Genomic DNA, 21,091 nt, shown 5'->3' with positions numbered 1-21,091 from the left:
CCACGACAGGCCGGGCTGGGGGGCAGTGGTGGCTGAGCGGTGATCAAGAGGTTTGCGTCTGCCGGTGGGCCGTGGCGGACGCAAACTCCTTGATCACCGCCCTCGGCGGGCCGGATCGATCACGTGGCCGGGCGAACCGGCGGGTCCTCCCCCGTTCGGAGGAGGGCGCCGCGGCCGGCGCGGTCGCGGAAGGCGTGCCCGAATTGGCACTCCGAATCCGGCACGACCGACTTTACCGAGACGAGTGGCTCGCTCGGTTCATGATCGGCTGACGGTTATGCCGCCACGGATTCCGGCAAACTGTGGCGCATGCCACCAACCACCCCGATGGCAAGCGCCGAGAACCTTTCTAGCCTCGGCGGGTGCATCCCGACCACGCCGACCACCAGTCATCGCCCGCGAACCGCCCGGTTACCCGAACGATCGACCCGGCATCGGCCGAACGGCGGGTGGGGCGGCACCGCGCCCCCGAGCCGCCCCGACGCGGCGCGCCACGCACCGTCCCCGGCCGGATCGCGGTGGCCACCGGCGTCACCTGCTGCCTCGGCCTGATCGGCGTGGTCGGCGTCGGCGAGGCCGGGCAGCCACCCCGGGACGTCCACGAGGCGCTCGCCGAGCGGGCCGCCGTCGAGCAGCGCGCCTCCCGCGACTTCACCCGCGCCGTTCCGCCGGCCGCCGTTCCGGCGCCGCCCGCCCCGATCGCCACGCCGAGCCCGACGCCGGCGGCGAAGAAGCCGCCGAGGAAGGTGGTCCGCCCCCGGCACCCGCGCCCCGTCGCCGGCCTCGACCAGCGACAGATGGACAACGCGAAGGCCATCGTCGACGTCGGACGGGACATGCGGCTGCCGCGCCGGGCGATGGTGGTGGCGGTGGCCACCGCCATGCAGGAGAGCGACCTCTACAACCTGGCCAGCGACGTGCTGCCCGAGTCGTTCGACCAGCCGCACCAGGGCAGCGGCTCCGACCACGACTCGGTCGGGCTGTTCCAGCAGCGCCCGAGCAGCGGATGGGGCACGGTCGCCCAGCTCATGCGACCGGCGTACGCGGCCCGCGCGTTCTACACCGCGCTGGCCGACGTGCCGGGCTGGGCGGACATGAGCGTCACCGGCGCCGCCCAGGCGGTCCAGATCTCCGCGTTCCCCGACGCGTACGCGAAGCACGAGAAGCGGGCCACCGCGGTGGTGGCGGCGCTGTCCTGAGGCCGGAGGCCGGCTCAGCGGCCGGCGGCGGCGGTGGGGGTGTCGGCGGGCACCCGGGCGCCGGCGAGGATCTCGTCGACCCGGGCCTCGTGGCGGCGGCGGGCCAGCAGCGCGGCCTCGAACTCGCGGCGCGCCCGCACCGCCTCCGCGTACGCCTCATCCCGCACCCGGTGGGCCTCCGCCCGCGCGGCGTCCAACTCGGCGCGGGCCCGGGCCAGCAGGTCGGCGGCCTCCCGCGCGGCGGCCGACGGGCCGTCCAGGGCGGCGCCGTCGACCGGCGCGGCCCGACGCCGGAGATAGTCGCAGAGGTGCCCGGCGTCCAGCCGGATCCGGTCCCACTCCCGGCCCGCCCCCGCGGCGCCCTCCGCGCGCGCCGCCAGCCGGCGCAGCCGGAGATCCAGCTCGTCCAGGCAGGCATCCACCTGGCGCCGGTCGTAACCGGCCTCCACCACCGAGAACCTCATGCTGTCGCCCCCCAGGCAGCCGGCGTGCGTCCCCCACCGACGATCCTGCGGGGCGGGCGGGACCGCCGGCGGCCGTTCGCCGGAAATGTTCAGCATCCGGAGACCGGGACGGGCGGGTCGTCAGGAGTGCTTGGGGAGCACGACCACCCGGCCGAAGAACTCGTCGATGCGGCGCACCACGTCGTTGAAGTCGTCCAGGTCGATTGGCTTGGTCACGTAGGCGTTGGCCTGGAGCGTGTAGCTGCTCACCACGTCCGTGTCGGCGTTGGAGGTGGTCAGCACCACGATCGGGATGCTCCGGAGGTTCTCGTCCCGCTTGACCTCGCCGAGCACCTGCCGCCCGTCCATCCGGGGCATGTTGAGGTCGAGCAGGATGACGTCCGGTCGCTGCGCCTCGGTGTGCCGGCCCTCGCGACGGAGGAACTCCATCGCCTCCTCGCCGTCGGCGACCACGTCGATGACCTTCTCGACGTCCGACTCCTCCAGCGCCTCCTCGATCATCAGGACGTCACCCGGGTCGTCGTCCACCACCAGGATGCGGACGGGGCTCGAACTGGGCTGACCCATGGGGCTACCTGCTTCGTCTCGAGGAGGGCACCGGCGGCGCGGCCGGCTGCTGGCGGGGAAATCTATCCGATCAGGAGCTGCCCGACGGCGTCGGGTCGGCCGAGGCGCAGTCGTGGCGCAACACCTCGGCCAGCCCGGTCACCTGGAGCACCCGGGCCACCCGGCCGGTCGCCCCGGTGAGCCGCAGCCAGCCGCCGTCGGCGGCGACGAGGTTGTCCCCCCGGACGAAGGCGGCGATGCCGGTCGAGTCGCAGAACGTCAGGTCGGTGAGGTCGAGCAGCAGCTCGCGTCGGCCGTCGGCGACCAGCCGGTCGATCTCGGCGGTCAGCTCCCCGGCCGTGCTCAGGTCCAGTTCGCCGGCGAGCCGGAGGCGGGTGACGCCCCGGTCCGGCTGAGCGGACGTGACGCTGAACGTCACCGGGCCCCCTCTCGCTCCCACCGCAGGCGAATCCTTGCAGTGCAGCAAGTATAGGGGGTGTCCGGCGCCGAACGGCTCAGCGGCCCGCCGTCGCCGCCACCCGGCCACCCACCACGGCCCGCCCCCGCTCCAGGAAGCCGGCCGCGCGGGGGAAGTCGCGCAACTGCTGTCCATAGTGGTCGAGCGTGAGGCCGACCGCGCCCGCCGGCACGCCGCGGCTGACCAGGATCTCCACCAACCACTCGACGAACTCGACGAACAGCGTCCCGTCGTCGACGTAGAGCGCCGCGGCCAGGAAGTCGACGATGTAGCCGAGGTCGCCCACTGTCGAGTCGAGCTGCGCCGGCGTGTAGTCGGCCACCGCCGGCACCCGCTCCCGCAGGTCGGCCAATGCGCTGTCGATCAGCTCGCCCCGCCGCTTGACCAGGCTGGCGTACTCGTCGTCGGCGAGGTGGTCCAGCCGTGCGGGCGGCGTCGCGCGCAGCGCCCGGTCGTCGGCGACCAGGTCGGCCGCGGCCGGCGCGTCCGGCGCCCACGCCACGCCGAGCACCCGCGCCCAGCGGCCGTCCGCGCCGAAACCACGCCCGCCCACCACCACCGGCACGTCGGACCGGCGGCACGCCTCGATCATCCGGTGGGCGTGCGGCAGCCGCATCGGCAGCGCGCAGGCCAGCGCCACCGCGTCCGCGTCGTACCGGTGCAGGTAGGACACCAGGTGCGCGGCCGGCACGCTGGCGCCGAGAAAGACGACCTGCCAGCCGCGCAGCCGCAGCACCTCGGCGACCAGCCGGGCCGGCAGCGCGTGCCACTCACCGTCCATGCAGGCCATCACGATCCGGCCGCGGGTCGGACGGGGATCGGCGTACGCGGCGACCGCCGCCACCACCCGCTCGCTGATGTGGGTGGCGGCGTGCTCCTGGGCGACGCTCCACTCGTTGCGCGCCCACCGCTCGCCCACCTCGGCCTGCGCCGGGGCGACCAGGTCGAGCAGCACCCGCTCGGCCGGCACGCCCGCCTCCAGCAGCCCCCGGGCCACCGCCACCGCGCCCTGCTCGTCGGCCTCGGCCAGGCACTCCAGATAGCCGCCGAAGGCGTGCGCCGGGCCGGCTGCGGTCGTCGCGGTCACTCGGGCAGCTCCCTCGTCGGTTCGGCACTCGTCGGGCCCGGCACCGCGTGCAGGTGACGGGACGCGCGGCCGGCCGCGCCGGTCGCCCGCAACGCCAGCACCGCGATGTCGTCGTGGTCGCCGTGGGCGAGCCAGTCACAGGTCACCTGCTCGACCCGCTCGGCCAGCGCCGGGGCGGGCATCCGGTGACACCCGGTCACGGCGGTGAGCAGCCGGTCGGCGCCGAACTGCTCGTCGCCGCGCCACCCACCCCGCGCCTCGGTCACGCCGTCGCTGTAGAGCAGGCAGGTCTCGCCCGGCGCCAGGTGCACGGTGGCCTCGCCGATCCGCGGATCCGGCACCACGCCGATCAGCATGCCGCGCAACGGCACCACCTCGACCTCGCCGGACGCGCGCAACACCAGCGGCGGCAGATGACCGCCACCGGCCAGCGTCAGGGTCAGCCCGCCGTCACGGTGCGGCCGGGCCACGCCGAGCACCATGGTGGCGAACCGGCCCTGACCGTGGGCCTGGGTGGTCTCCAGCAACGCGTCGTTGAGCAGCTTCAGCAACCGCCCCGGCTGCGTCTCGACCCGGTGCAACGCGTGCAGGCACTGACGGAGCTGACCGGTGAAGACGGCCGCCTCCACCCCCTTGCCCGACACGTCGCCGAGGAAGAAGACCGAGCCGCCGTCGGCCAGTCGGTGCGAGCCGTAGAAGTCGCCGCCGATGCGCAGACCGGCCTGCGCCGGCCGGTAGGCAGTGCCCCACTGCACCCCCGCGGCCGCCGCCGGCTCGACCGGCACCAGGCTGGCCTGCAACGTGTCGGCGACCTCGGCCTGGTCGCGGTAGAGCATGGCGGTGGTCAGCGCCGCACCGGCCCGGGCCGCGAACGCGCGCACCAGGTCGACGTCGGCCTCGTCGTACCAGCGACCGGCCCGGCGGGCCACCAGCAGCACCCCGGCCGGGGCGTCCCGGCCCGGCAGCGGCACCACCCGGGCGGTGGCGCCGGCCACGTCCAGGCCGGGCAGCCAGCCCGCCTCGGCGGCCTGCTCGACCAGCCAGTCCAGCGCGTGCGGCTCGACCCCGTCGAGACCGGCCTCGATGGCCGCGGGCAACGCGGCGGCGGGCAGCACGCCGCTGTCCACGGCGGGCACCTCGTCCTCGGCGCGTACCGCCCGCCACCAGCGGGCCCGGCCGGAACGCGGCGCCAGCACCAGCACCGCCACGTCGGCCACCGTGGGCACCGCCAGCCGCGCCACCGCGGCGGCGGCCCGGTCGGGGTGCAGCGGGTTGCCGAGCTTCTCGCCGACCACGGCGAGGAACAGCGAGCGGGCCCGCTCGGCGAGCAGCGCGTCCGCCCGGCTGACGCTCTCGGTGACGTCCTCCACGTACCAGCAGCGCCGGGCGTGGGAGAGCGCGACCGGCCGCAGCCGCAGCCGCCGGCCGTGGTGGGTGAACTCGAACCGGCCATCGCCACGCAGCGCCGCCACGCCGGTGGCGGCCAGCACCTCGCCCGGCACGACCTCGGGGACGAGCCGCTCCGCGACCGGGCTCACGTGCCGCACCACGCCGTCGGCGTCGCAGACGATGAGACCCTCGCGGAAGTGCTCCACCACCTCGGACCAGTCGGGGACGGCCGGCGCGTCGCGGTCGGGAGCCAGCGGTGGGAGGGCAGACGCCGGGGGAGCGTCGGCGGACCACACCCGCGCCCGGTCGGCACTCGGCGTGGAGATCCGTCCGTCGCCCGGGTCGGAACCCCTGACGTCGGCAGCAGTCACCAGCTGAGCCCCACTCTCCTCGTCGACCCGCGTGGCGCCGAAAGCGGCGCCTATGGTCAAATCTCGTCACCCCACCCTACGCCGGTACGCCCGGAGCGCCACCCGACGGCGACCTGCGGCCGAGAACGCACGCCGAGCGGTCCGGCTCCGGGGTTGTTACGATCCGGGCGTCCCTACCGGCCGGCAGCCTGCGGAAAGGCGTGATGGTGGTTCCTCAACGGAGAAAGCCCGAAGCGACGCCGCTGAGCATCTCCGTGGACCGTTCCGACCCGAACGTCCCGGTCGTTCGCGTCGGCGGCGACCTGGCCTACGCCACCGCGGCGCCGCTGCGGGCCGAGATCGACCGCCTGCTCGCCACGCGCCCCGCCGCCCTGGTGCTGGACTTCGGCGAGCTGGTCTTCCTGGACAGCACCGGCCTGTCGGTGATCGTGCACGCCTGGCGCGAGGGTCAGCAGGCGGGCACCGGCATCGAGCTGCGGGCGGTGCCCCGCTTCCTGGAGACCATCCTCGACATGACCGGGGTGACCGGTCTGCTGGACCGCTCCCCGGTGGGCGGCCGGCCCGCGGCCGACTCCTCCGCGTCCGCCTGACCCCCGGGGGTTTCCGGACCACGGGCGACTGGGAACATGGTTCCCATGCCCTCCCCGCTGTTGACCATCGAGGTGGACCGGCGCGACGCCGGTTCCGCCCGGCTGCGGTTGGCCGGTGAGCTGGACTTCGACACCGCGCCCGAGCTCGTGGCGGCCGCGGCCGGGCTGCGTCGCGACGGTCACCAGGAGCTGTGGCTCGACTTCGCCGGCGTGACGCTCTGCGACTCCTCCGGCCTGAGCGCGCTGGTGCTGATCCACCGCGCCGGCACCGGCGCGGTGCATCTGCTCGGCCTGAACGCGCAGATCCGACAGCTGCTGGACCGCACCGGCCTGGCCGAGCTGCTCACCGCCCCGCCCCGCGCGGTGGCCGGCGACGCCCGCGAGGTGGGCTGACCGACCCGCGTCCCGCCGCCGGGCAGGGGGCGGCCCCCGACCCTGGGACCAGGGGCCGGGGGCCTGGAGGAGGGTTCAGGCGGCGGAGGCCACGGCCGACCGGCGCGGGCCGCCGTCGCGCGGCTCCCCCGCCGCCGACGCGTCGGCGTCCTCCGGCATACCGGAATCAGGCGTCTGGAACAGGTAACGGACGAAGTCTCCGGCCCCGTCGTCGTCCGCACCGGGCCACTGCCCGACGCAGTCGACGCCGACCACCTCGCGCTCGCCGCCGTCGGCACCCGCCAGCAGCGCCCAGAGCGTCACCGGGTAGCAACGGGTGGCATCCGGGCCGAGGCGCCAGCGGGCGTACCAACCGGGACGAGCGGGGACGATCTCCACGATCCGTTTCATGACGACCTGCCCTTCCGCGTGCGTCGGAAGTTGTCCGGTCCACCCGATCGTGCGGCCCCACCGGGTGAGCGCCCCTCACCCCCGGCGAGTGAAGCCGGCCGGTCCCGCGGCGTCCGTTAGCTTCCCGGCCGGGCCGGGAAGGCGACCGGCGCAGGCGCAACCGACCAGGAACGAGGTGCGACGATGCGCAAGCAGATGGAGGGCGACAACCAGCGCCGCCGGGCCCTCGCCCGCCAGGCCCGCGAGCAGGGGCGGCGGCCGAGCCAGACCGGTGCCAGCCTGAGCGCGTCCAAGCAGGTCACCTCGCTGGACCAGCACGAGCGGTCCGGCCCCCCGCCGGCCGGTCGGCACAAGCCGGACAGCACGCGGGGTGGGCCCGCGCCGCCGGCGGTCGGGGTGGCGGAGCGGCCGCGACCGCTGCCGGATCCGCCGCCCGGCCCGGGGGCCCGGCGCGGCTACCGGGATCTCGTCGACGACGTGAGCCGGCGCGCCGGAGTCGACTTCGCCGAGGCGAAGGTCGCGGCGGAGGCCACCGTGCTGGCCCTGGCCTGGGCGCTCGACGACGCGGCGCGGGAACGGCTGCTCGCGGCGGTGCCGGTGAAGCTGCACGACGTGGTGCCGGTGGACGGCATCGAGCGGCGGCAGGATCTGCCGGGCTTCCTGGCCGAGGTCGGGCGGCGCAGCCGACTCACCCCGGAACAGGCGCGCTACCAGGCGGAGGCGACGCTGGCCGCGCTCGCCGACGCGGACGCCGAGCTGGTCGGGTCGTTGCGCGTACCCGACGGGCTGCGGGACCTGCTCGCGCCGGCCGACTACGGCGGCGGCCTGGTGGGCGCCAGCTCCGCCACCGCGCCGCTGACCGAGTCGGAGCTGCGCGACGCGCTCGCCACGCTGCCCTACTGGTCCAGTGACCGGCGCTCGCTGGTGCGCACCATCGAGTTGCCCGGCGGCAACCTGGACCGGGTGCTGGACCGGCTGGACCGGCTCCGGGCCGAGGGCGGGCGCGGACCGCAGATCGGCCGGCCGGACCCGGACAACGCGGTGCTCACCGTCCGGACCCAGCAGGTCGACGGCGTGACCGCCGCGGACGTGGACCTGGCGCACCGCGTCGACGACGCCATCGACGCCGCCGGCGCCGGCATGGCCGCCGGCTGAGGTGCAAGGCGGGGGCCCCGCTTAACGCTTCTGGTAGAGGCGGGGGCCCCGCCTAACACCACAGCCGCGCCGGTAGCGTTCCGGAGGTGGAGCGCGACACCGAGGTGCTGGAGATCGTCGTGGACCCGTCCCGGCCCACCGGGCGTACGCTGCTCGCCGACGGCGTCGAGCAGTCCTACGTGGACGTGGCCGACGCCCGTCACCTGCACTTCGAGTACGTCCGGCGGATCGCCGCGGTGATCGAGCTGAGCGCGCCGCCCGGTCGGCCGCTGGCCGCCCTGCACCTGGGCGGCGGCGCGCTCACGCTGCCACGCTGGCTGGCCACCACCCGGCCGGGCTCGGCGCAGCGGGTGGTCGAGCGCGACCCGGGCGTGGTCGAGCTGGTCCGCCGGAAGCTGCCGCCGCTGCCGCCGGAGGTGGTGGTGGCGCTCGGCGACGCCCGCGACGCGGTCACCGCGGCGCCGGACGCCGCGTACGACCTGGTGGTGGGCGACGTCTACCGGGCGGCCCGGATGCCCGCGCACGTGGCGGCCGTCGAGTTCGCCGCCGAGGTGGCCCGGGTGCTCCGCCCGGACGGCGTCTACCTGGTCAACCTCACCGACCTGCCGCCGCTGGCGCACACCCGCGCGCAGGTGGCCACGCTGCGCGCGGTCTTCGCCGACGTCTGCCTGGTCACCGACCGGCGGATGCTGCGCGGCCGGCGGTACGGCAACGTGGTGCTCGCCGGCGCGCTCCGGCCGGGCCGGCTGCCGGCCCGCCGACTCGCCTCGCGGGTCGCCGGCGACCCGGTGCCCGGGACCGTGCTGCACGCGGCGGCCCTCGGCGCGTTCGCCGCGGACGCCTGGCCGGTCACCGACGCCGACCTGGGGTAACCGGCCGGCCGGGACGCCGCCGCGGCGCTGAGCCCGGGTTTTTCCGCCGACAGGACGGGTAGCCGCGCCGGATGAGCGTCGCCGACGACCGGTCCACCGCCCGCCGGACGCTGATCGTGATCGGTCTGGTGCTGGCCACCGTGGTCGGGTTGGCGCTGCTCTGGGCGACCCGGCGGGTGCTCGTCTGGGGGTTGGTCGCGGCGTTCCTCGCGGTGGCGCTCAAGCCGCTGGTCGACCGGCTGGAGCGTCGGGTACGCCGGCGGGCGGTGGCCACCCTGCTGGTCTTCCTGGCCACGTTCGTGCTGCTCGCGGCGCTGGGCACGGTGATCGTGCTGCCGCTGGCGGACGAGCTGGGCCGGCTCGCCGACCAGGTGCCGCAACTGGTGCACGAGGCGCAGGCCGGGCGGGGACCGGTCGGCCGGCTGCTGGACCGCCTGCACCTGCTCCGGTACGCCGAGCCCGGCCAGTTGCGCCGGTACGGCTCCCGGCTCGGCGAGCCCACCGTCGGGCTGGTCCGGGGCGTGGCGCAGGCCGTCGCCGCGCTGGTCACGGTGGTGGTGCTGGCGTACCTGATGGTGCTGGAGGCCCCCCGGATCGTGGCGGCGACGCTACGGCTGGTCGGGGACGGCCCGGCCGCACGGTTGCGGCGCATCGGCCGCGACTCCTCCCGGATCGTCACCGGCTACCTGAGCGGCAACCTGGTGATCAGCCTGATCTGCGGCGGCCTGACCTTCGTGGTGCTGCTCCTGCTCGGGGTGCCGTTCGCCGCGGTGATCGCGCTGGTGGTCGCCGTGTTCGACCTGATCCCGCTGGTCGGCGCCACGCTGGGGGCGATCGTCGCGGCCGGCGCGGGCTTCGTGCGCTCCCCCACCGCCGGTGTCGTGGTGCTGGTCTTCTTCGTGGTCTACCAGCAGGTGGAGAACCATCTGCTGCAACCGGTCATCATGGCCCGCGCGGTCCGGTTGAACCCGTTGACCGTGCTGGTCAGCGTGCTGCTGGCGGCCGAGTTGGCCGGCCTGGTGGGCGCGCTGCTGGCCATCCCGGCGGCCGGCATCGTGCAGGTGCTGCTGCGGGAGTTCGTCCCGGCCGGGCGGCTGGTGCTGGCCGCCCCCGCCGACGGGGAACAGACCCCGGCCGGCGGTCCGGGCCCCGGGGGCGGGGACCAGCCGCCGGCCGGCGGGTGAGTGCCGAGGTCAGGGCCGGCGGACGAGCTCCGGGGACTCGCTCTCCAGCGGCACCGCGTTGGCCGGGACGAGGCCGAGCTGCACGGCCGGCCGGGGCAGGGTCGCGTCGAGCGCCCAGTCCGCGGCGACGCGGGGCCGGTTGCCGGGCATGGCCAGCAGGTGGTAGCCGCGGGTGACCGCCTTGGCCGGGAGGCCGGACAGCGGCACGTGCAGCGGGTTCGCCGCCGCGTCCTTGCCACCCAGGTCCACCACCCAGCCCAGGTCGTGGTGCTGGTACGGCTTGCGGGTGCCCTGGCCGTACGACGCGGCGATGTTGCGCGCGGCCAGCTTGCCCTGCCGCTGGGCGTGCTGCGCCGTCATCGCGCACACCTGGCCGGGGCGGGTCGGGTCGGGCACCGCCGCCGCGTCGCCGCAGGCGAACACCTCCGGGTACCCGGGGACGTTGAGGAACTCGTCGACCACCAGCCGGCCCTTCTCGGTGCGCAGCCCCAGCTCGGCCACGAACGGGTCGGGGCGTACCCCGACGCACCAGATGAGGCTGCACGTCGGCACGTACTCGCCGTCGGTGAGCATCACGCCGTCCGGGGTGGCCTCGCCGACCGAGGTGCCCATCCGCACGTCCACGCCGCGGCGGCGCAGCACCCGGTCGGCGGTGACGGACATCCGCCGGTCCAGCTCGGGCAGCACGCGCGGGGCGACGTCGAGCAGCATCCAGCGGGGCCGGACGTTCAGGTGCGGACGCTGGGCCACCAGCCGGTCGGTGAACAACTGCCCGTGCGCGGCGACCTCGGTGCCGGTGTAGCCGGCGCCGACCACCACGAACGTGGTGCGGGCCCGCTGCTCGGCCGGGTCGTCGGTCAGCTCGGCCAGCTCGACCTGGCGGACCACGTGGTCGTGCAGGTAGAGCGCCTCGGGCAGACCGCGGAAGCCGTGCGCGTACTCGGTGACCCCGGGGATCGGCAGCAGCTTGTTGACGCTGCCGACGGAGAGGATCAGCCGGTCGTACGCGAGCTGGCCGTGCTCGCCCTCGGCGGAGCGGTAGCCGACCCAGCGGTTCTGCAGGTCCACGCGGTCCGCCTCGCCGACCACCACCCGGACGCCGTCGAGCGTGCCGGCGAGCGGCACCGAGATCCGGGTCGGCTCGACCACGCCGGCCGCGACCTCGGGCAGCAGCGGCAGGTAGAGGAAGTAGTCGGTCGTGTTCAGCAGGACGATCTCGGCCCGGTCGCGGGCCAGCCGGCGCAACGTCTTGGCCGCGTGGTACCCGGCGAACCCGGCCCCCACGATCACCACACGTGGTTTCGTCATGTCTGCTGCCGTTCCCGGGCAGACCTCCGACAAACGTCCCGGCAATCCATCCACCTCCACCGATATGGACATTCCTCGTGATCGGCGCGAGGATGCCGGGATGGGAAACCACGAGACCGCCGAGGGCCGACCCACGAGGTCGAGCCGGCGTACCTTCCTCACCGCGTCCGCCGCGGCCACCGCCGCCGCCGTCGCCACGCCGCTCGCCGCGGACCCGGCGTCCGCGGCGGCCGACGCGCCGCGCGGCCCCGGGCGACCGGCCCGGCCGCAGCCGCCGGACCGCGAGCTGACCGCGCTGCTGCGCGAGATCGACCGGGCCCGGATCGAGGCCACCGTCCGCCACCTGGCCGCGTTCGGCACCCGGCACACGCTCTCCAGCCAGACCGATCCGGTACGCGGCATCGGCGCCGCCCGCGACTGGCTCCACGCGCAACTGTCCGGGTACGCCGCCGCCTCCGGCGGCCGGATGACCGTGGAACTCCAGTCGTACGTGCAGGAGCCCGCCTCCCGGATCCCGACCGCCACCACCATCACCAACGTGGTGGCCACGCTGCGCGGCGACGTCACGCCCGAGCGGGTGTACGTGATCACCGGCCACTACGACTCCCGCGCCACCGACGTGATGGACGCGGTCGGCGACGCGCCGGGCGCCGACGACGACGCGTCCGGCGTGGCAGTGGTGCTGGAGCTGGCCCGGGTGCTGGCGAGCCGGCGCACCGAGGCGACGATCGTGCTCGCCGCCGTCGCCGGCGAGGAGCAGGGCCTGTACGGCTCGGCGTACCTGGCCGGCCGGTTGAAGGCGGCCGGCGTGGACGTGCAGGGCATGTTCAGCAACGACATCGTCGGCAGCAGCACCGCCGACGACGGCACCCGCGACCCGCGTACCGTCCGACTGTTCGCCGAGGGCGTGCCGACCGCCGAGACGCCGGCCGAGGCGAGCGTGCGGCAGTCCGTCGGCGGCGAGAACGACTCCCCGTCCCGGCAGCTCGCCCGGTTCGTCACCGACGTGGCGGACCACGGCGCGACCGGGATGGACGTCCGGGTGATCTACCGACGGGACCGCTACCTGCGCGGCAGCGACCACATCTCGTTCCTGCGGGAGGGCTGGCCGGCCGGCCGGTTCACCGAGCCCGCCGAGGACTTCGCCCACCAGCACCAAGACGTCCGGGTGGTCGACGGCGTGCAGTACGGCGACCTGCCGGAGTTCTGCGACTTCGACTACATCACCCGGGTGGCCCGGGTGAACGGCGCCGCGCTGTGGTCGCTCGCCCAGGCCCCGGGCACCCCGAAGGGCGCGATCGTGGTCACCACGAACCTGACCAACGACACCACGCTGCGCTGGCAGCGCGGCCCGGAGCCGGACCTGGCCGGCTACGAGGTGGTGTGGCGGGAGACCACTGCCGACCGGTGGCAGAAGGTGCTGGCCGTCGGCGACGTCACCGAGGTGACGATCGACCTGTCCAAGGACAACGTCTTCTTCGGCGTACGCGCGGTGGACCGGGCCGGGCACCGCAGCCCGGTCGCGTTCCCGAAGCCGGGCAGCTGAGGCGGGCCGCCGGTCAGGGTGTCGGCGGGGCGATGATCGCCCAACGCTCGTGGTCGCGCCACGCCCCGTCGACGAACAGGTAGTCCGGTGAGAAGCCCTCCAGCCGGAAGCCGAGCCGACGGGCCAGCCGCTTCGACGGCTCGTTGCCGGGCTGGATGTTCGCCTCCAACCGGTGCAGCCCGAGCGGGCCGAACGCGTACCCGAGCACCAGCCGCACCCCGGCCGAGGCGTGCCCGGTGCCGGCGTACGGGCGGAACGCCGCATACCCGAGGTAGCCGCCGCGCAGCGCGCCGAGCACGATGCCGCTGATGTTCGCGTACCCGGCGATCTCGCCGCTGGCCCGGTCGCAGATCAGGAACCCGGAGCTGTCCCGTCCCCGCATCCGGCGCAGGTACGCCGCGTAGCGCTCGGCGTCGTCCGGCGCGGTCAGCCACGGGTGGTGCAGGTCCCGGCTACGTCGGGCGGCGGCCACGAACTCCGCCTCGTCGTCGGCCCGGGGACGGCGGATGGCGACCCGCCCGTCACTGCGCAGATATCTCACGGTGCACCACTCTCACCCATCCGCCACCCCACCCCCCATCCACCCCCTCCCACCCCTCCCACCCCGCCGTCACCCCTAGATCACGCCCGGACCGGCAGGTCCACCTCGTGATCATGAAGTTGACTGCCTGGTTGTCGGCGTGCCGGCCGGTCAACCTCATGATCGGCGGATGGTGGATGAGTGGGCAGGATGGCGCCTGTCGGGGCTCTCGCTTGGCGGGATAGGCGTTTCACGCATTGGGATCGGTGGAGATCTTGGAAGGAATCGGCCCCCAGAGGGGCCTTCCGCTTCCAAGATCTCCCCGCGCTCGCCTCGGGCGGGCTCCCCGGATGGAGCACCTGGGGCGGGATGTGCGGTTTCGTCGGGTGTGGGGTGGTCGGGGTCACGGGCTCGGGGGAATCGGGGCCGGGGGCGGGGCGTTATAGCTGGCAGACCGCGTGCAGCCCGGCCCCCAGGCCGTCGACAGCCCCGGTCGGAATCACCGGCCACCGGCCCGTCGTTACACCCCCGCGAGGCCCGGCCGGCGTCGACGGAATGACCGGCCACCGGCCGTCGTTACACCCCCGAGCCGCCGAGCCCGGCCACCTGGAGTGGCCCGACCCGCGCCGACCCCCGGGCCCCGGGCCCCCGAGCACGCCACCCCCGTGGCCGCCAGGCCCACCCTTCGGACTTTCCCCCTCGCGGCACCCCCCCTTCGCCGCGTATCCCCCACCCCCCTGGGAGGCACCATCATGGCTACCACCCTGCTGCGTAAGACCGTGCTCACCGCTGCCGGTATCGCCGCCACCGCCGGCGGGATCGCCGGACCCGCCATCGCCGCCAACGCCGCCCCCGCCCAGAACACCACCACCGCCGTCGCCGACCGCAAGGGTCACGGCGAGCGGGAACTCGACGTGCGCTACGAAGCCCAGCCGAACTTCTACTACTGCGGCCCCGCCGCCGCCCGCAACGCCATCAGCGTCCTCGGCAAGAACATCGACGTCGACGCCATGGCCCGCGAGATGGGCACCACCGAGAACGGCACCAACAGCATCAACGACATCACCCCGGTCCTGAACAAGGAGACCGGCAAGCCCTACCGCTCCGTCGAGATCACCGACCGCAAGGCCGACACCAAGCAGACCGACACCCTGCGCGCCGACATCGTCAAGACCGTCGACGACGGCCGCGCCGTGGTCGCCAACATCGCCGGCACCGCCACCGACACCGACGGCACCACCCACTCCTTCGAAGGCGGCCACTACATCAGCGTCGTCGGCTACCAGAACAACGGCACCACCGTCACCATCGCCGACAGCGCCAACCCGAACACCGCCTCCTACCGCATCAGCGTCGACAACCTCGCCGACTGGATCGCCACCCGCGGCTACAGCACCCGCTGACACATACGCGACAAGGGCCCGACCCCACGAACGGGGTCGGGCCCTTGTCGCGTATCCAACGGCTGCCTGCCGGTCATCCGGCCGTCACGTCGGTGTCGTCACCCGGACGGGTCGCTCCACCACGCTGGGGCGCGTCGGACGAGCCGGGCGACCAACGGAGGATCAGCTGTGGCAGCCGAGGAGGCGACGGACCGCCCACCGACCACCCGCCCCGACGTGAGCGTGATCGTGCCGGTCTACAACACGCTGCGCTACCTGCGGCCCTGCCTCGAGTCGCTGCTGCGGCAGACCATCGGGCGCGACCGGATGGAGATCGTGGCGGTGGACGACGGGTCCACCGACGGCAGCGGTCGCCTGCTGGACCGGCTCGCCGCCCGGCACCCCGGCACGCTCCGGGTGGTGCACCAACCCAACTCGGGTGGGCCGGCCGCGCCCTGCAACCGGGGCCTGGAGCTGGCCACCGGCCGGTACGTCTTCTTCCTCGGCTCGGACGACCGGCTCGGCCCGGAGGCGCTGGAACGGCTGGTCGCCGCCGCCGACCGGTACGGCTCCGACGTGGTACTCGGCAAGGTCGTCGGGGTCAACGGCCGGCACGTCTTCTCCGACGTGTTCGCCGCCGGCAACGCGGTCGACGTGAGCCTGTTCGACTCGGCGCTGCCCTGGTCGCTGGCGAACACCAAGCTGTTCCGCCGCGACCTCGTCGACCGACTCGGGCTGCGGTTCCCGGTGGACATGCCGGTCCTCAGCGACCAGCCGTTCACGCTGGCGGCCTGCTACCACGCCCGCCGGATCTCGGTGCTGGCCGACTACGACTACTACCACGCGGTACGCCGGCTGGACGCCCGCAACATCACCTACCACAGCCGGGTCGAGCAGCGGCTGGTCAGCGTGGAGCGGCTGTTCGCGTTCGTCGCCGATCTGATCCCCGCCGGTCCCCGCCGGGACGCCGTGCTGAGCCGGCACGTCGGGCTGGAGCTGGCCAACCTGGTCGGCGACGACTTCCGCCGGCTGGACCGGGCCACCCGGGAACGGGTGCACGCGACGGTCCGCCGGCTGGTCGACGAGCACCTCACCGACGGCATCCGGGACCGGCTAGACATCGAGGCCCGGCTGCGCCTGGGCGCGGTGACCGCCGGCGGCGTCGACGAGTTGCTGGCCGTCATCGCGCAGGACACGGAACGCGGCGTACCGGCCACGGTGGTGGAGGCCGGGCGGTGGCATGCCGGCTACCCGGGTGCCCCGGCCGGGTGGACCGACGTCACCGACGTCCGCGCGGACTGGCTGGCCCGACTGGACACCGTCGAGGTGAGCTGGGCCGACGGGCAGACCGTGACGGTGACCGCGCGCAGCCCGTACCCCCGCTTCGCCGCGGAGGCCGGGCCGGTCCGGCTGGTGGCCGGCCCGGTCGCCGGCGCCACCCGCCTGGACGCCACCGATCCGACCGGGCGGACCGTACGCACCGACTTCCCGGTCGACCGGCTGCTCGCCGCCAGCGCGGCCAGCGGCCAGCGGCATCCGGTACGCGCCGACGTGGACGGCGGGCACGGCCGCGGCGGCGCGCCGGTCCGTGCGCCCCGGCTGGCCGCCGGCCGGCCCCGGCTGCTCCGGCACGGCACCCGCCTGTACGGGGTGGCGGCGACCGTCGACCCGCGCAACGGGCAGCTCGTCCTGTCGGTGGTGCCGGTGACCGTGGGGCAGCTGGTCAGCCGGCTGCGCCGTCGCTTCTCCGGGGCGGGGCGGCCGGCTCCGGCCGGTGTGCCGCCCCGGGTCGGGGTGACCCCGGCCGGGAGCGTCCCCGAACGGGCGGGCCACCACGCCGAGCCCGCGCCGGCGACGCTGGACCACCTGAGCGTCGCGTCCTGAGGCCCGGCGCGCGACCGGTCAGGGGGCCGGGCGGAGGCGCTGGTCCGGCGGCATGGGGACCTGGAGGTAGGTGGTGCCGCGCAGGTCCAGCCAGGCCCGCTCCGGCGCGCGGACCAGGCGCACCATCACCCCGGTGCACGCCGGGCACCGCCCGACCAGGCCGGGGGCGTGCGAGTAGACGTGCAGGCCGGCCATCGGGCCGGTCATGCCGCAGGTGTCGCACCGCCCGGTGGTGGCGCTCAGGTCGACCGCGAGGAGTTCCCGCAGCGGCCCGTCGAGCATGTTGCCGTCCAGGTACGACAGTTCGGTCATGCGCCCTCCTCGGGTGGTCAGCCGGTCGGACCGAACCGTTCGGTCCGCACCCGCCGCGTCGGGTGGCCGAGCCCCACCAGCAGGTCGGCCACGGTCTCCACGAACCCGGTCGGCCCGCAGACGTAGCAGAGCGGCTCCAACGCCGGCGGCCAGCCATGGCTGTTCACGTCGGCCAGCCCGATCCGGTGCGGCTCGCCCCGCCAGCCCTCGGGCGCCCGCCGGGTGTAGACGTACGCGACGTCCAGGCCCTGGTCGTCGCGGGCCCGGCGGCGCAGCTCGTCGGCGTAGATCACGTCGTCGGGGGTCCGCACCGAGTAGATGAGCCGGAACGGCGTCCGGCTGCCGGCCGCCCGGCGGGCCCGGACCATGGCCATCAACGGCACCACCCCGGAACCGCCGGCCACCAGCAGCACCGGCGCGGTCCCGTCGGTCCGCCAGACGAACCAGCCGCCGACCGGGCCGCGGACCTCCACCGGGTCGCCCTCGGCCCAGGTGTCGACCAGGTACGGCGACACCTCGCCGTCGGTCACCCGCTGCACGGTCACCTCGATCCGCTCGCCCTGCGCCGGGCCGGCGAGCGAGTACGAGCGGGCCGCCTGGTAGCCGTCCTCAGCGGTCAGGCGCAGGTCGACGTGCTGGCCGGGCAGGTGCCCCGGCCAACCCGGCACGTCCAGCACGAGGGTCTGGGCGGTCGGCGTCTCGACCCGCCGCTCGACCAGTCGGGCCACCCGCCAGGTCAGCGGCGCCACCCGGCCGCCGGCGGTCGGCGCGGTCACCTCAGTCGCCCTGGTAGCGCTGCTCGCGCCACGGGTCGCCGTAGTCGTGGTAGCCGGCCGTCTCCCAGAAGCCCGGCCGGTCGTCGACGAGCAGCCGGATCCCACGCACCCACTTGGCGGACTTCCACAGGTAGAGGTGCGGCACGAGCAGCCGGGCCGGGCCGCCGTGCTCGGCCGGCAGCGGGCCACCGTCGTACGTGTGCACCACCCAGGCCCGCCCGCCGCGCAGGTCGTCCAGCGGCAGGTTGGTGGTGTAGCCGCCGTACGAGTGCGCCAGCGCGTAGCGCGCGTCGGTGTCCACGCCGTCGAGCAGCGTGTCCAGCGAGACGCCCTGCCAGGTGGTGCCGAGCTTGGACCAGCGGGTGACGCAATGCAGGTCCACCGTGGGCGTGTCCTGCGGCAGGCGCATCAGCTCGTCCCAGGACCAGCGGTGTTCCGCGCCGGTCTCGCTGGTCAGCACGAACTCCCAGGTGTCGAGCGCCACGCGCGGCGTCGGGCCGGCGGAGAGCACCGGGAAGTCCTCGGTGAGGTACTGCCCCGGCGGCAGGTCCGGCGCGGACGAACGGGGCCGGCCCTGGAAGCCCGGCGAGACGATTCCCACCCGTCAGTCCTACCACCCCGGCCGCGCTCTTCGGGGCCCCGGGCGTTAAGCGGGGCCCCCGCCTCTACCGAAAGCGTTAAGCGGGGGCCCCTCCTTTCACTGGTGCACGACGGTGCGGTCGCCGTCGCCGCTGTTGCGGGTGGCCCGGAGGCTGGTGATGGTGACGATCACCAGGACGCCGATGATCACGCCGAGCGAGGCCAGCGTCGGGATCTCCGGCACGCCCTTCCAGATGCCGTGCGCCCAGTGCAGGCCGAGCTTGAGCCCGATGAACGCCAGGATGACGGCGAGGCCGTAGCTGAGGTGCACCAGCCGGCTGAGCGCCGCGTGCAGCACGAAGTAGAGCGCCCGCAGGCCCAGCAGCGCGAACGCGTTGGTGGCGAAGACGAGGTAGGGGTCCTCGGTGATGCCGTAGACGGCGGGCACCGAGTCGACCGCGAAGACGATGTCGGTGGCCAGCACCGCGACGACGACCAGCGCGAACGGGGTGAGCGCCCGGCGGCCGTGCTGCCGGATCGTCATCCGGGTGCCGTGGTACTCCTCGACCACCGGCATGACCTTGCGCAGCAGCCGCACGGACCGCATCTTGTTGATGTCGACCTCCTGCTCGTGCCCGGAGAGGGCGTCGCGCAGCAGCTTGACCGCGGTGGCGATCAGGATGAGCGCGAAGAGCAGGAAGGCGAAGTCGAGCGTCTGGAGGGCGGCGGCGCCGAGCGCGATGAAGATCGCGCGCAGCACCAGCGCGCCGGCGATGCCGTAGAGCAGCACCCGCTGGGCGAGCACGGCGGGCACCGCGAACGCGGCCAGCAGCAGCATGAAGACGAACAGGTTGTCGACCGAGAGCGACTTCTCGACCAGGTAACCGGTGAGGTACTCGACGCCCTGCTGGCTGCCGTAGCGGGACCAGATCCACGCGCCGAAGGCGAGCGGCAGGGCGATGTAGAAGGCCGACCAGCCGAGCGCCTCCCGGATGGAGACCTCGTGCGGCTTGCGGGTGACCAGGAAGTCCAGCACCAGCAGTGCGAGCACGCCGGCGATCGTCACCGCCCAGAGCGTGGGCGTGCCGACCGACGACAGGCCGGCGGCGGACAGGTAGGACACTTCGGTCATGGGGCCTCCTCGAACACCGTGTCATGTTCGAGGTCTCCTTCACCCACAATTTCGTGGGCAACCACCCGAGGCTCGCCCCGGGGGCTCGCCGTACTGACCGGAATGGTTCGTGGGAAGTACTCCCCTCGCGCTTCCAAGGCTAGGCCACGCGGGGCCGGACGCCAAGTCGAGGGGCGGGTGATTGCCCTGGTCAACCGCTGTGGGGGTGGTCGGGCCGTGACGTCGCGGGTTCGGACACCTAGGGTGACGCGGGTGACCAACTCCGGACCGCTGACCGGCGTACGGGTGATCGAGCTGGCCGGCATCGGGCCGGGGCCGTTCGCCGCCATGATGCTGGCCGACCTGGGCGCCGACGTGGTACGGGTGGACCGGCCGGGCGGCGGCGGGTTCGGCGCGTTCCCCGGCGACCTGCTGAACCGCAACCGGCGCTCGATCGCGCTGGACCTCAAGCACCCGGACGGCCGGGACGTGCTGCTGTCGCTGGTGGCCGGCGCGGACGCGTTGGTCGAGGGCTTCCGGCCGGGGGTGGCCGAGCGGCTCACCCTCGGTCCGCGGGAGTGCCTCGCCGTCAACCCGCGACTGGTGTACGGGCGGATGACCGGCTGGGGGCAGGACGGGCCGCTCGCCCGGACGGCCGGTCACGACATCGACTACCTGGCGCTGACCGGCGCGCTGCACGGGGTGGGCCGGGCCGGTGAGCGTCCGGTGCCCCCGATGAACCTGCTCGGCGACTTCGGCGGCGGCGGCATGATGCTGGCCCTGGGCGTGGTCGCGGCGGTGTACGCGGTGCGCGGCGGCGCGCCCGGCCAGGTGGTCGACGCGGCCATCGTGGACGGCGTGTCGGTGCTGGCCACCCAGATCCACGCGTTGCGCGGCCTCGGCCTGTGGCAGGACCCGCGGGGCGTGAACCTGCTCGACGGCGGCGCGCCGTTCTACGACACGTACGAGTGCGCCGACGGGCGCCACGTGGCGGTGGGCGCGCTGGAGCCGCAGTTCTACGCCGAACTGGTCCGGCTCACCGGCTTCCCGCTCGACGGCGACGACGCCCCGGACCGGGACGACCCGGCGAACTGGCCGGCGTTGCGGGCGGCCTGGGCGCGGCTGTTCCGCACCCGGACCCGGGACGAGTGGGCGGAGCTGCTGGCCGGCACGGACGCCTGCGTGGCGCCGGTGCTCGACTGGGCGGAGGCGCCCCGGCATCCGCACCTGGCCGCCCGGGACGTCTTCGTCGCGCCGGACGGGGTGGTCCAGCCGGCCCCGGCGCCCCGCTTCTCGGCCACGCCGACCGCGGTACGCCGGCCGCCGCCACAACCGGGTGAGCACACCGACGAGGTGCTGGCCGAGGCCGGTGTGGACGCGGCGCGGATCGCCGCGCTGCGCGCCGCCGGCGCGATCGGTTGAGCGGGCGCCGCGCCGATCTCACTCACGGTAGCTCCCACTGCGGTCACCCTCCGTGGCGGCGCGGCGCGGGCGGCGGGTGTCGCCGTCGACGCCTTTGCTCTGCAGCCATCAACGCACCGGGGCATTGAGCTGG

General features: G+C 74.7%; 22 protein-coding genes. 10 read left to right on the top strand and 12 right to left on the bottom strand.

Translation table 11 applies throughout. From position 1 onward, the window contains the following. Nucleotides 1-362 precede the first annotated feature (362 nt). Entirely contained in the window at nt 363-1,199 is an 837-nt protein-coding gene (locus ACH495_RS26345) for a hypothetical protein (RefSeq protein ID WP_396860389.1), read from the top strand. A 14-nt stretch (nt 1,200-1,213) separates the two neighbouring features. Here the strand turns inward: ACH495_RS26345 and ACH495_RS26340 are convergent, their stop codons facing one another. From ACH495_RS26340 to ACH495_RS26320, 5 genes are all read right to left on the bottom strand, one after another. Continuing rightward, nucleotides 1,214-1,663, bottom strand: coding sequence for an ATPase (locus ACH495_RS26340; protein WP_396860388.1), 450 nt, complete (start codon nt 1,661-1,663; stop codon nt 1,214-1,216). 120 nt (nt 1,664-1,783) lie between these two features. Then, on the bottom strand, nt 1,784-2,230 hold the full coding sequence (locus ACH495_RS26335; RefSeq protein WP_396860387.1) for a response regulator: 447 nt from the start codon (nt 2,228-2,230) through the stop codon (nt 1,784-1,786). Nucleotides 2,231-2,300: 70 nt separating this feature from the next. Continuing rightward, nucleotides 2,301-2,648, bottom strand: a complete 348-nt coding sequence (locus tag ACH495_RS26330) for an STAS domain-containing protein (RefSeq protein ID WP_396860386.1) — start codon at nt 2,646-2,648, stop codon at nt 2,301-2,303. Between the two features lie 76 nt (nt 2,649-2,724). Then, a complete protein-coding gene (locus ACH495_RS26325; RefSeq protein WP_396860385.1) occupies nt 2,725-3,774 on the bottom strand; it encodes a B12-binding domain-containing protein in 1,050 nt (349 codons plus the stop codon). Then, nucleotides 3,771-5,534, bottom strand: coding sequence for a SpoIIE family protein phosphatase (locus ACH495_RS26320; RefSeq protein WP_396860384.1), 1,764 nt, complete (start codon nt 5,532-5,534; stop codon nt 3,771-3,773). The genes ACH495_RS26325 and ACH495_RS26320 overlap by 4 nt, the downstream gene beginning before the upstream one ends. Before the next feature lie 254 nt (nt 5,535-5,788). Between ACH495_RS26320 and ACH495_RS26315 the strand changes: the two genes are divergently transcribed. Beyond that, entirely contained in the window at nt 5,789-6,124 is a 336-nt protein-coding gene (locus ACH495_RS26315; protein WP_396860383.1) for an STAS domain-containing protein, read from the top strand. A gap of 45 nt (nt 6,125-6,169) precedes the next feature. Then, nucleotides 6,170-6,517, top strand: coding sequence for an STAS domain-containing protein (locus ACH495_RS26310; RefSeq protein ID WP_396860382.1), 348 nt, complete (start codon nt 6,170-6,172; stop codon nt 6,515-6,517). 75 nt (nt 6,518-6,592) lie between these two features. Here ACH495_RS26310 and ACH495_RS26305 read toward each other — a convergent pair whose 3' ends face one another. Then, complete coding sequence (locus tag ACH495_RS26305; protein ID WP_396860381.1) at nt 6,593-6,907, bottom strand: hypothetical protein; 315 nt, start codon at nt 6,905-6,907, stop codon at nt 6,593-6,595. Nucleotides 6,908-7,090: 183 nt separating this feature from the next. On the opposite strand from ACH495_RS26305, the gene ACH495_RS26300 reads away from it, so the two are divergent. The 3 genes from ACH495_RS26300 to ACH495_RS26290 all read left to right on the top strand — a co-directional run bounded on the left by ACH495_RS26300 (nt 7,091) and on the right by ACH495_RS26290 (nt 10,118). Beyond that, nucleotides 7,091-8,062: a 4a-hydroxytetrahydrobiopterin dehydratase gene (locus ACH495_RS26300; RefSeq protein WP_396860380.1), complete on the top strand. Its 972-nt coding sequence runs from the start codon at nt 7,091-7,093 to the stop codon at nt 8,060-8,062. A gap of 86 nt (nt 8,063-8,148) precedes the next feature. After that, nucleotides 8,149-8,934 (top strand): spermidine synthase, encoded by a 786-nt coding sequence (locus ACH495_RS26295; RefSeq protein WP_396860379.1) that lies wholly within the window; start codon nt 8,149-8,151, stop codon nt 8,932-8,934. A gap of 71 nt (nt 8,935-9,005) precedes the next feature. Continuing rightward, nucleotides 9,006-10,118: an AI-2E family transporter gene (locus ACH495_RS26290; protein WP_396860378.1), complete on the top strand. Its 1,113-nt coding sequence runs from the start codon at nt 9,006-9,008 to the stop codon at nt 10,116-10,118. Nucleotides 10,119-10,127: 9 nt separating this feature from the next. On the opposite strand, the gene ACH495_RS26285 is transcribed toward ACH495_RS26290, so the two are convergent. Continuing rightward, nucleotides 10,128-11,426 (bottom strand): NAD(P)/FAD-dependent oxidoreductase, encoded by a 1,299-nt coding sequence (locus tag ACH495_RS26285; RefSeq protein ID WP_396860377.1) that lies wholly within the window; start codon nt 11,424-11,426, stop codon nt 10,128-10,130. Nucleotides 11,427-11,526: 100 nt separating this feature from the next. Here ACH495_RS26285 and ACH495_RS26280 point away from each other — a divergent pair, with 100 nt between their 5' ends. Then, nucleotides 11,527-12,972, top strand: coding sequence for a M20/M25/M40 family metallo-hydrolase (locus tag ACH495_RS26280; protein ID WP_396860376.1), 1,446 nt, complete (start codon nt 11,527-11,529; stop codon nt 12,970-12,972). A 13-nt stretch (nt 12,973-12,985) separates the two neighbouring features. Here ACH495_RS26280 and ACH495_RS26275 read toward each other — a convergent pair whose 3' ends face one another. Next, entirely contained in the window at nt 12,986-13,513 is a 528-nt protein-coding gene (locus ACH495_RS26275; protein ID WP_396860375.1) for a GNAT family N-acetyltransferase, read from the bottom strand. A 731-nt stretch (nt 13,514-14,244) separates the two neighbouring features. On the opposite strand from ACH495_RS26275, the gene ACH495_RS26270 reads away from it, so the two are divergent. Both ACH495_RS26270 and ACH495_RS26265 read left to right on the top strand, forming a co-directional pair. Continuing rightward, on the top strand, nt 14,245-14,895 hold the full coding sequence (locus ACH495_RS26270) for a C39 family peptidase (protein ID WP_396860374.1): 651 nt from the start codon (nt 14,245-14,247) through the stop codon (nt 14,893-14,895). A 168-nt stretch (nt 14,896-15,063) separates the two neighbouring features. Next, nucleotides 15,064-16,758, top strand: a complete 1,695-nt coding sequence (locus ACH495_RS26265) for a glycosyltransferase (RefSeq protein ID WP_396860373.1) — start codon at nt 15,064-15,066, stop codon at nt 16,756-16,758. Between the two features lie 18 nt (nt 16,759-16,776). On the opposite strand, the gene ACH495_RS26260 is transcribed toward ACH495_RS26265, so the two are convergent. The 4 genes from ACH495_RS26260 to ACH495_RS26245 all read right to left on the bottom strand — a co-directional run bounded on the left by ACH495_RS26260 (nt 16,777) and on the right by ACH495_RS26245 (nt 19,557). Next, nucleotides 16,777-17,070, bottom strand: a complete 294-nt coding sequence (locus ACH495_RS26260) for a DUF6510 family protein (RefSeq protein ID WP_396860372.1) — start codon at nt 17,068-17,070, stop codon at nt 16,777-16,779. A gap of 17 nt (nt 17,071-17,087) precedes the next feature. Beyond that, on the bottom strand, nt 17,088-17,846 hold the full coding sequence (locus tag ACH495_RS26255) for a ferredoxin reductase (protein ID WP_396860371.1): 759 nt from the start codon (nt 17,844-17,846) through the stop codon (nt 17,088-17,090). 1 nt (nt 17,847) lies between these two features. Further along, nucleotides 17,848-18,447 (bottom strand): sulfite oxidase-like oxidoreductase, encoded by a 600-nt coding sequence (locus tag ACH495_RS26250; protein WP_396860370.1) that lies wholly within the window; start codon nt 18,445-18,447, stop codon nt 17,848-17,850. A 96-nt stretch (nt 18,448-18,543) separates the two neighbouring features. Then, nucleotides 18,544-19,557, bottom strand: a complete 1,014-nt coding sequence (locus ACH495_RS26245; protein WP_396860369.1) for a TerC family protein — start codon at nt 19,555-19,557, stop codon at nt 18,544-18,546. Nucleotides 19,558-19,800: 243 nt separating this feature from the next. Here ACH495_RS26245 and ACH495_RS26240 point away from each other — a divergent pair, with 243 nt between their 5' ends. Further along, entirely contained in the window at nt 19,801-20,958 is a 1,158-nt protein-coding gene (locus ACH495_RS26240; RefSeq protein ID WP_396860368.1) for a CaiB/BaiF CoA transferase family protein, read from the top strand. The last annotated feature ends 133 nt before the right edge of the window (nt 20,959-21,091 follow it).

The sequence above is a fragment of the Micromonospora sp. NPDC018662 genome (assembly GCF_044391475.1).
Lineage (GTDB): Bacteria > Actinomycetota > Actinomycetes > Mycobacteriales > Micromonosporaceae > Micromonospora.
Note: the sequence above shows the minus strand (reverse complement) of the source record. Positions and strands in the feature narration are given on the sequence as shown.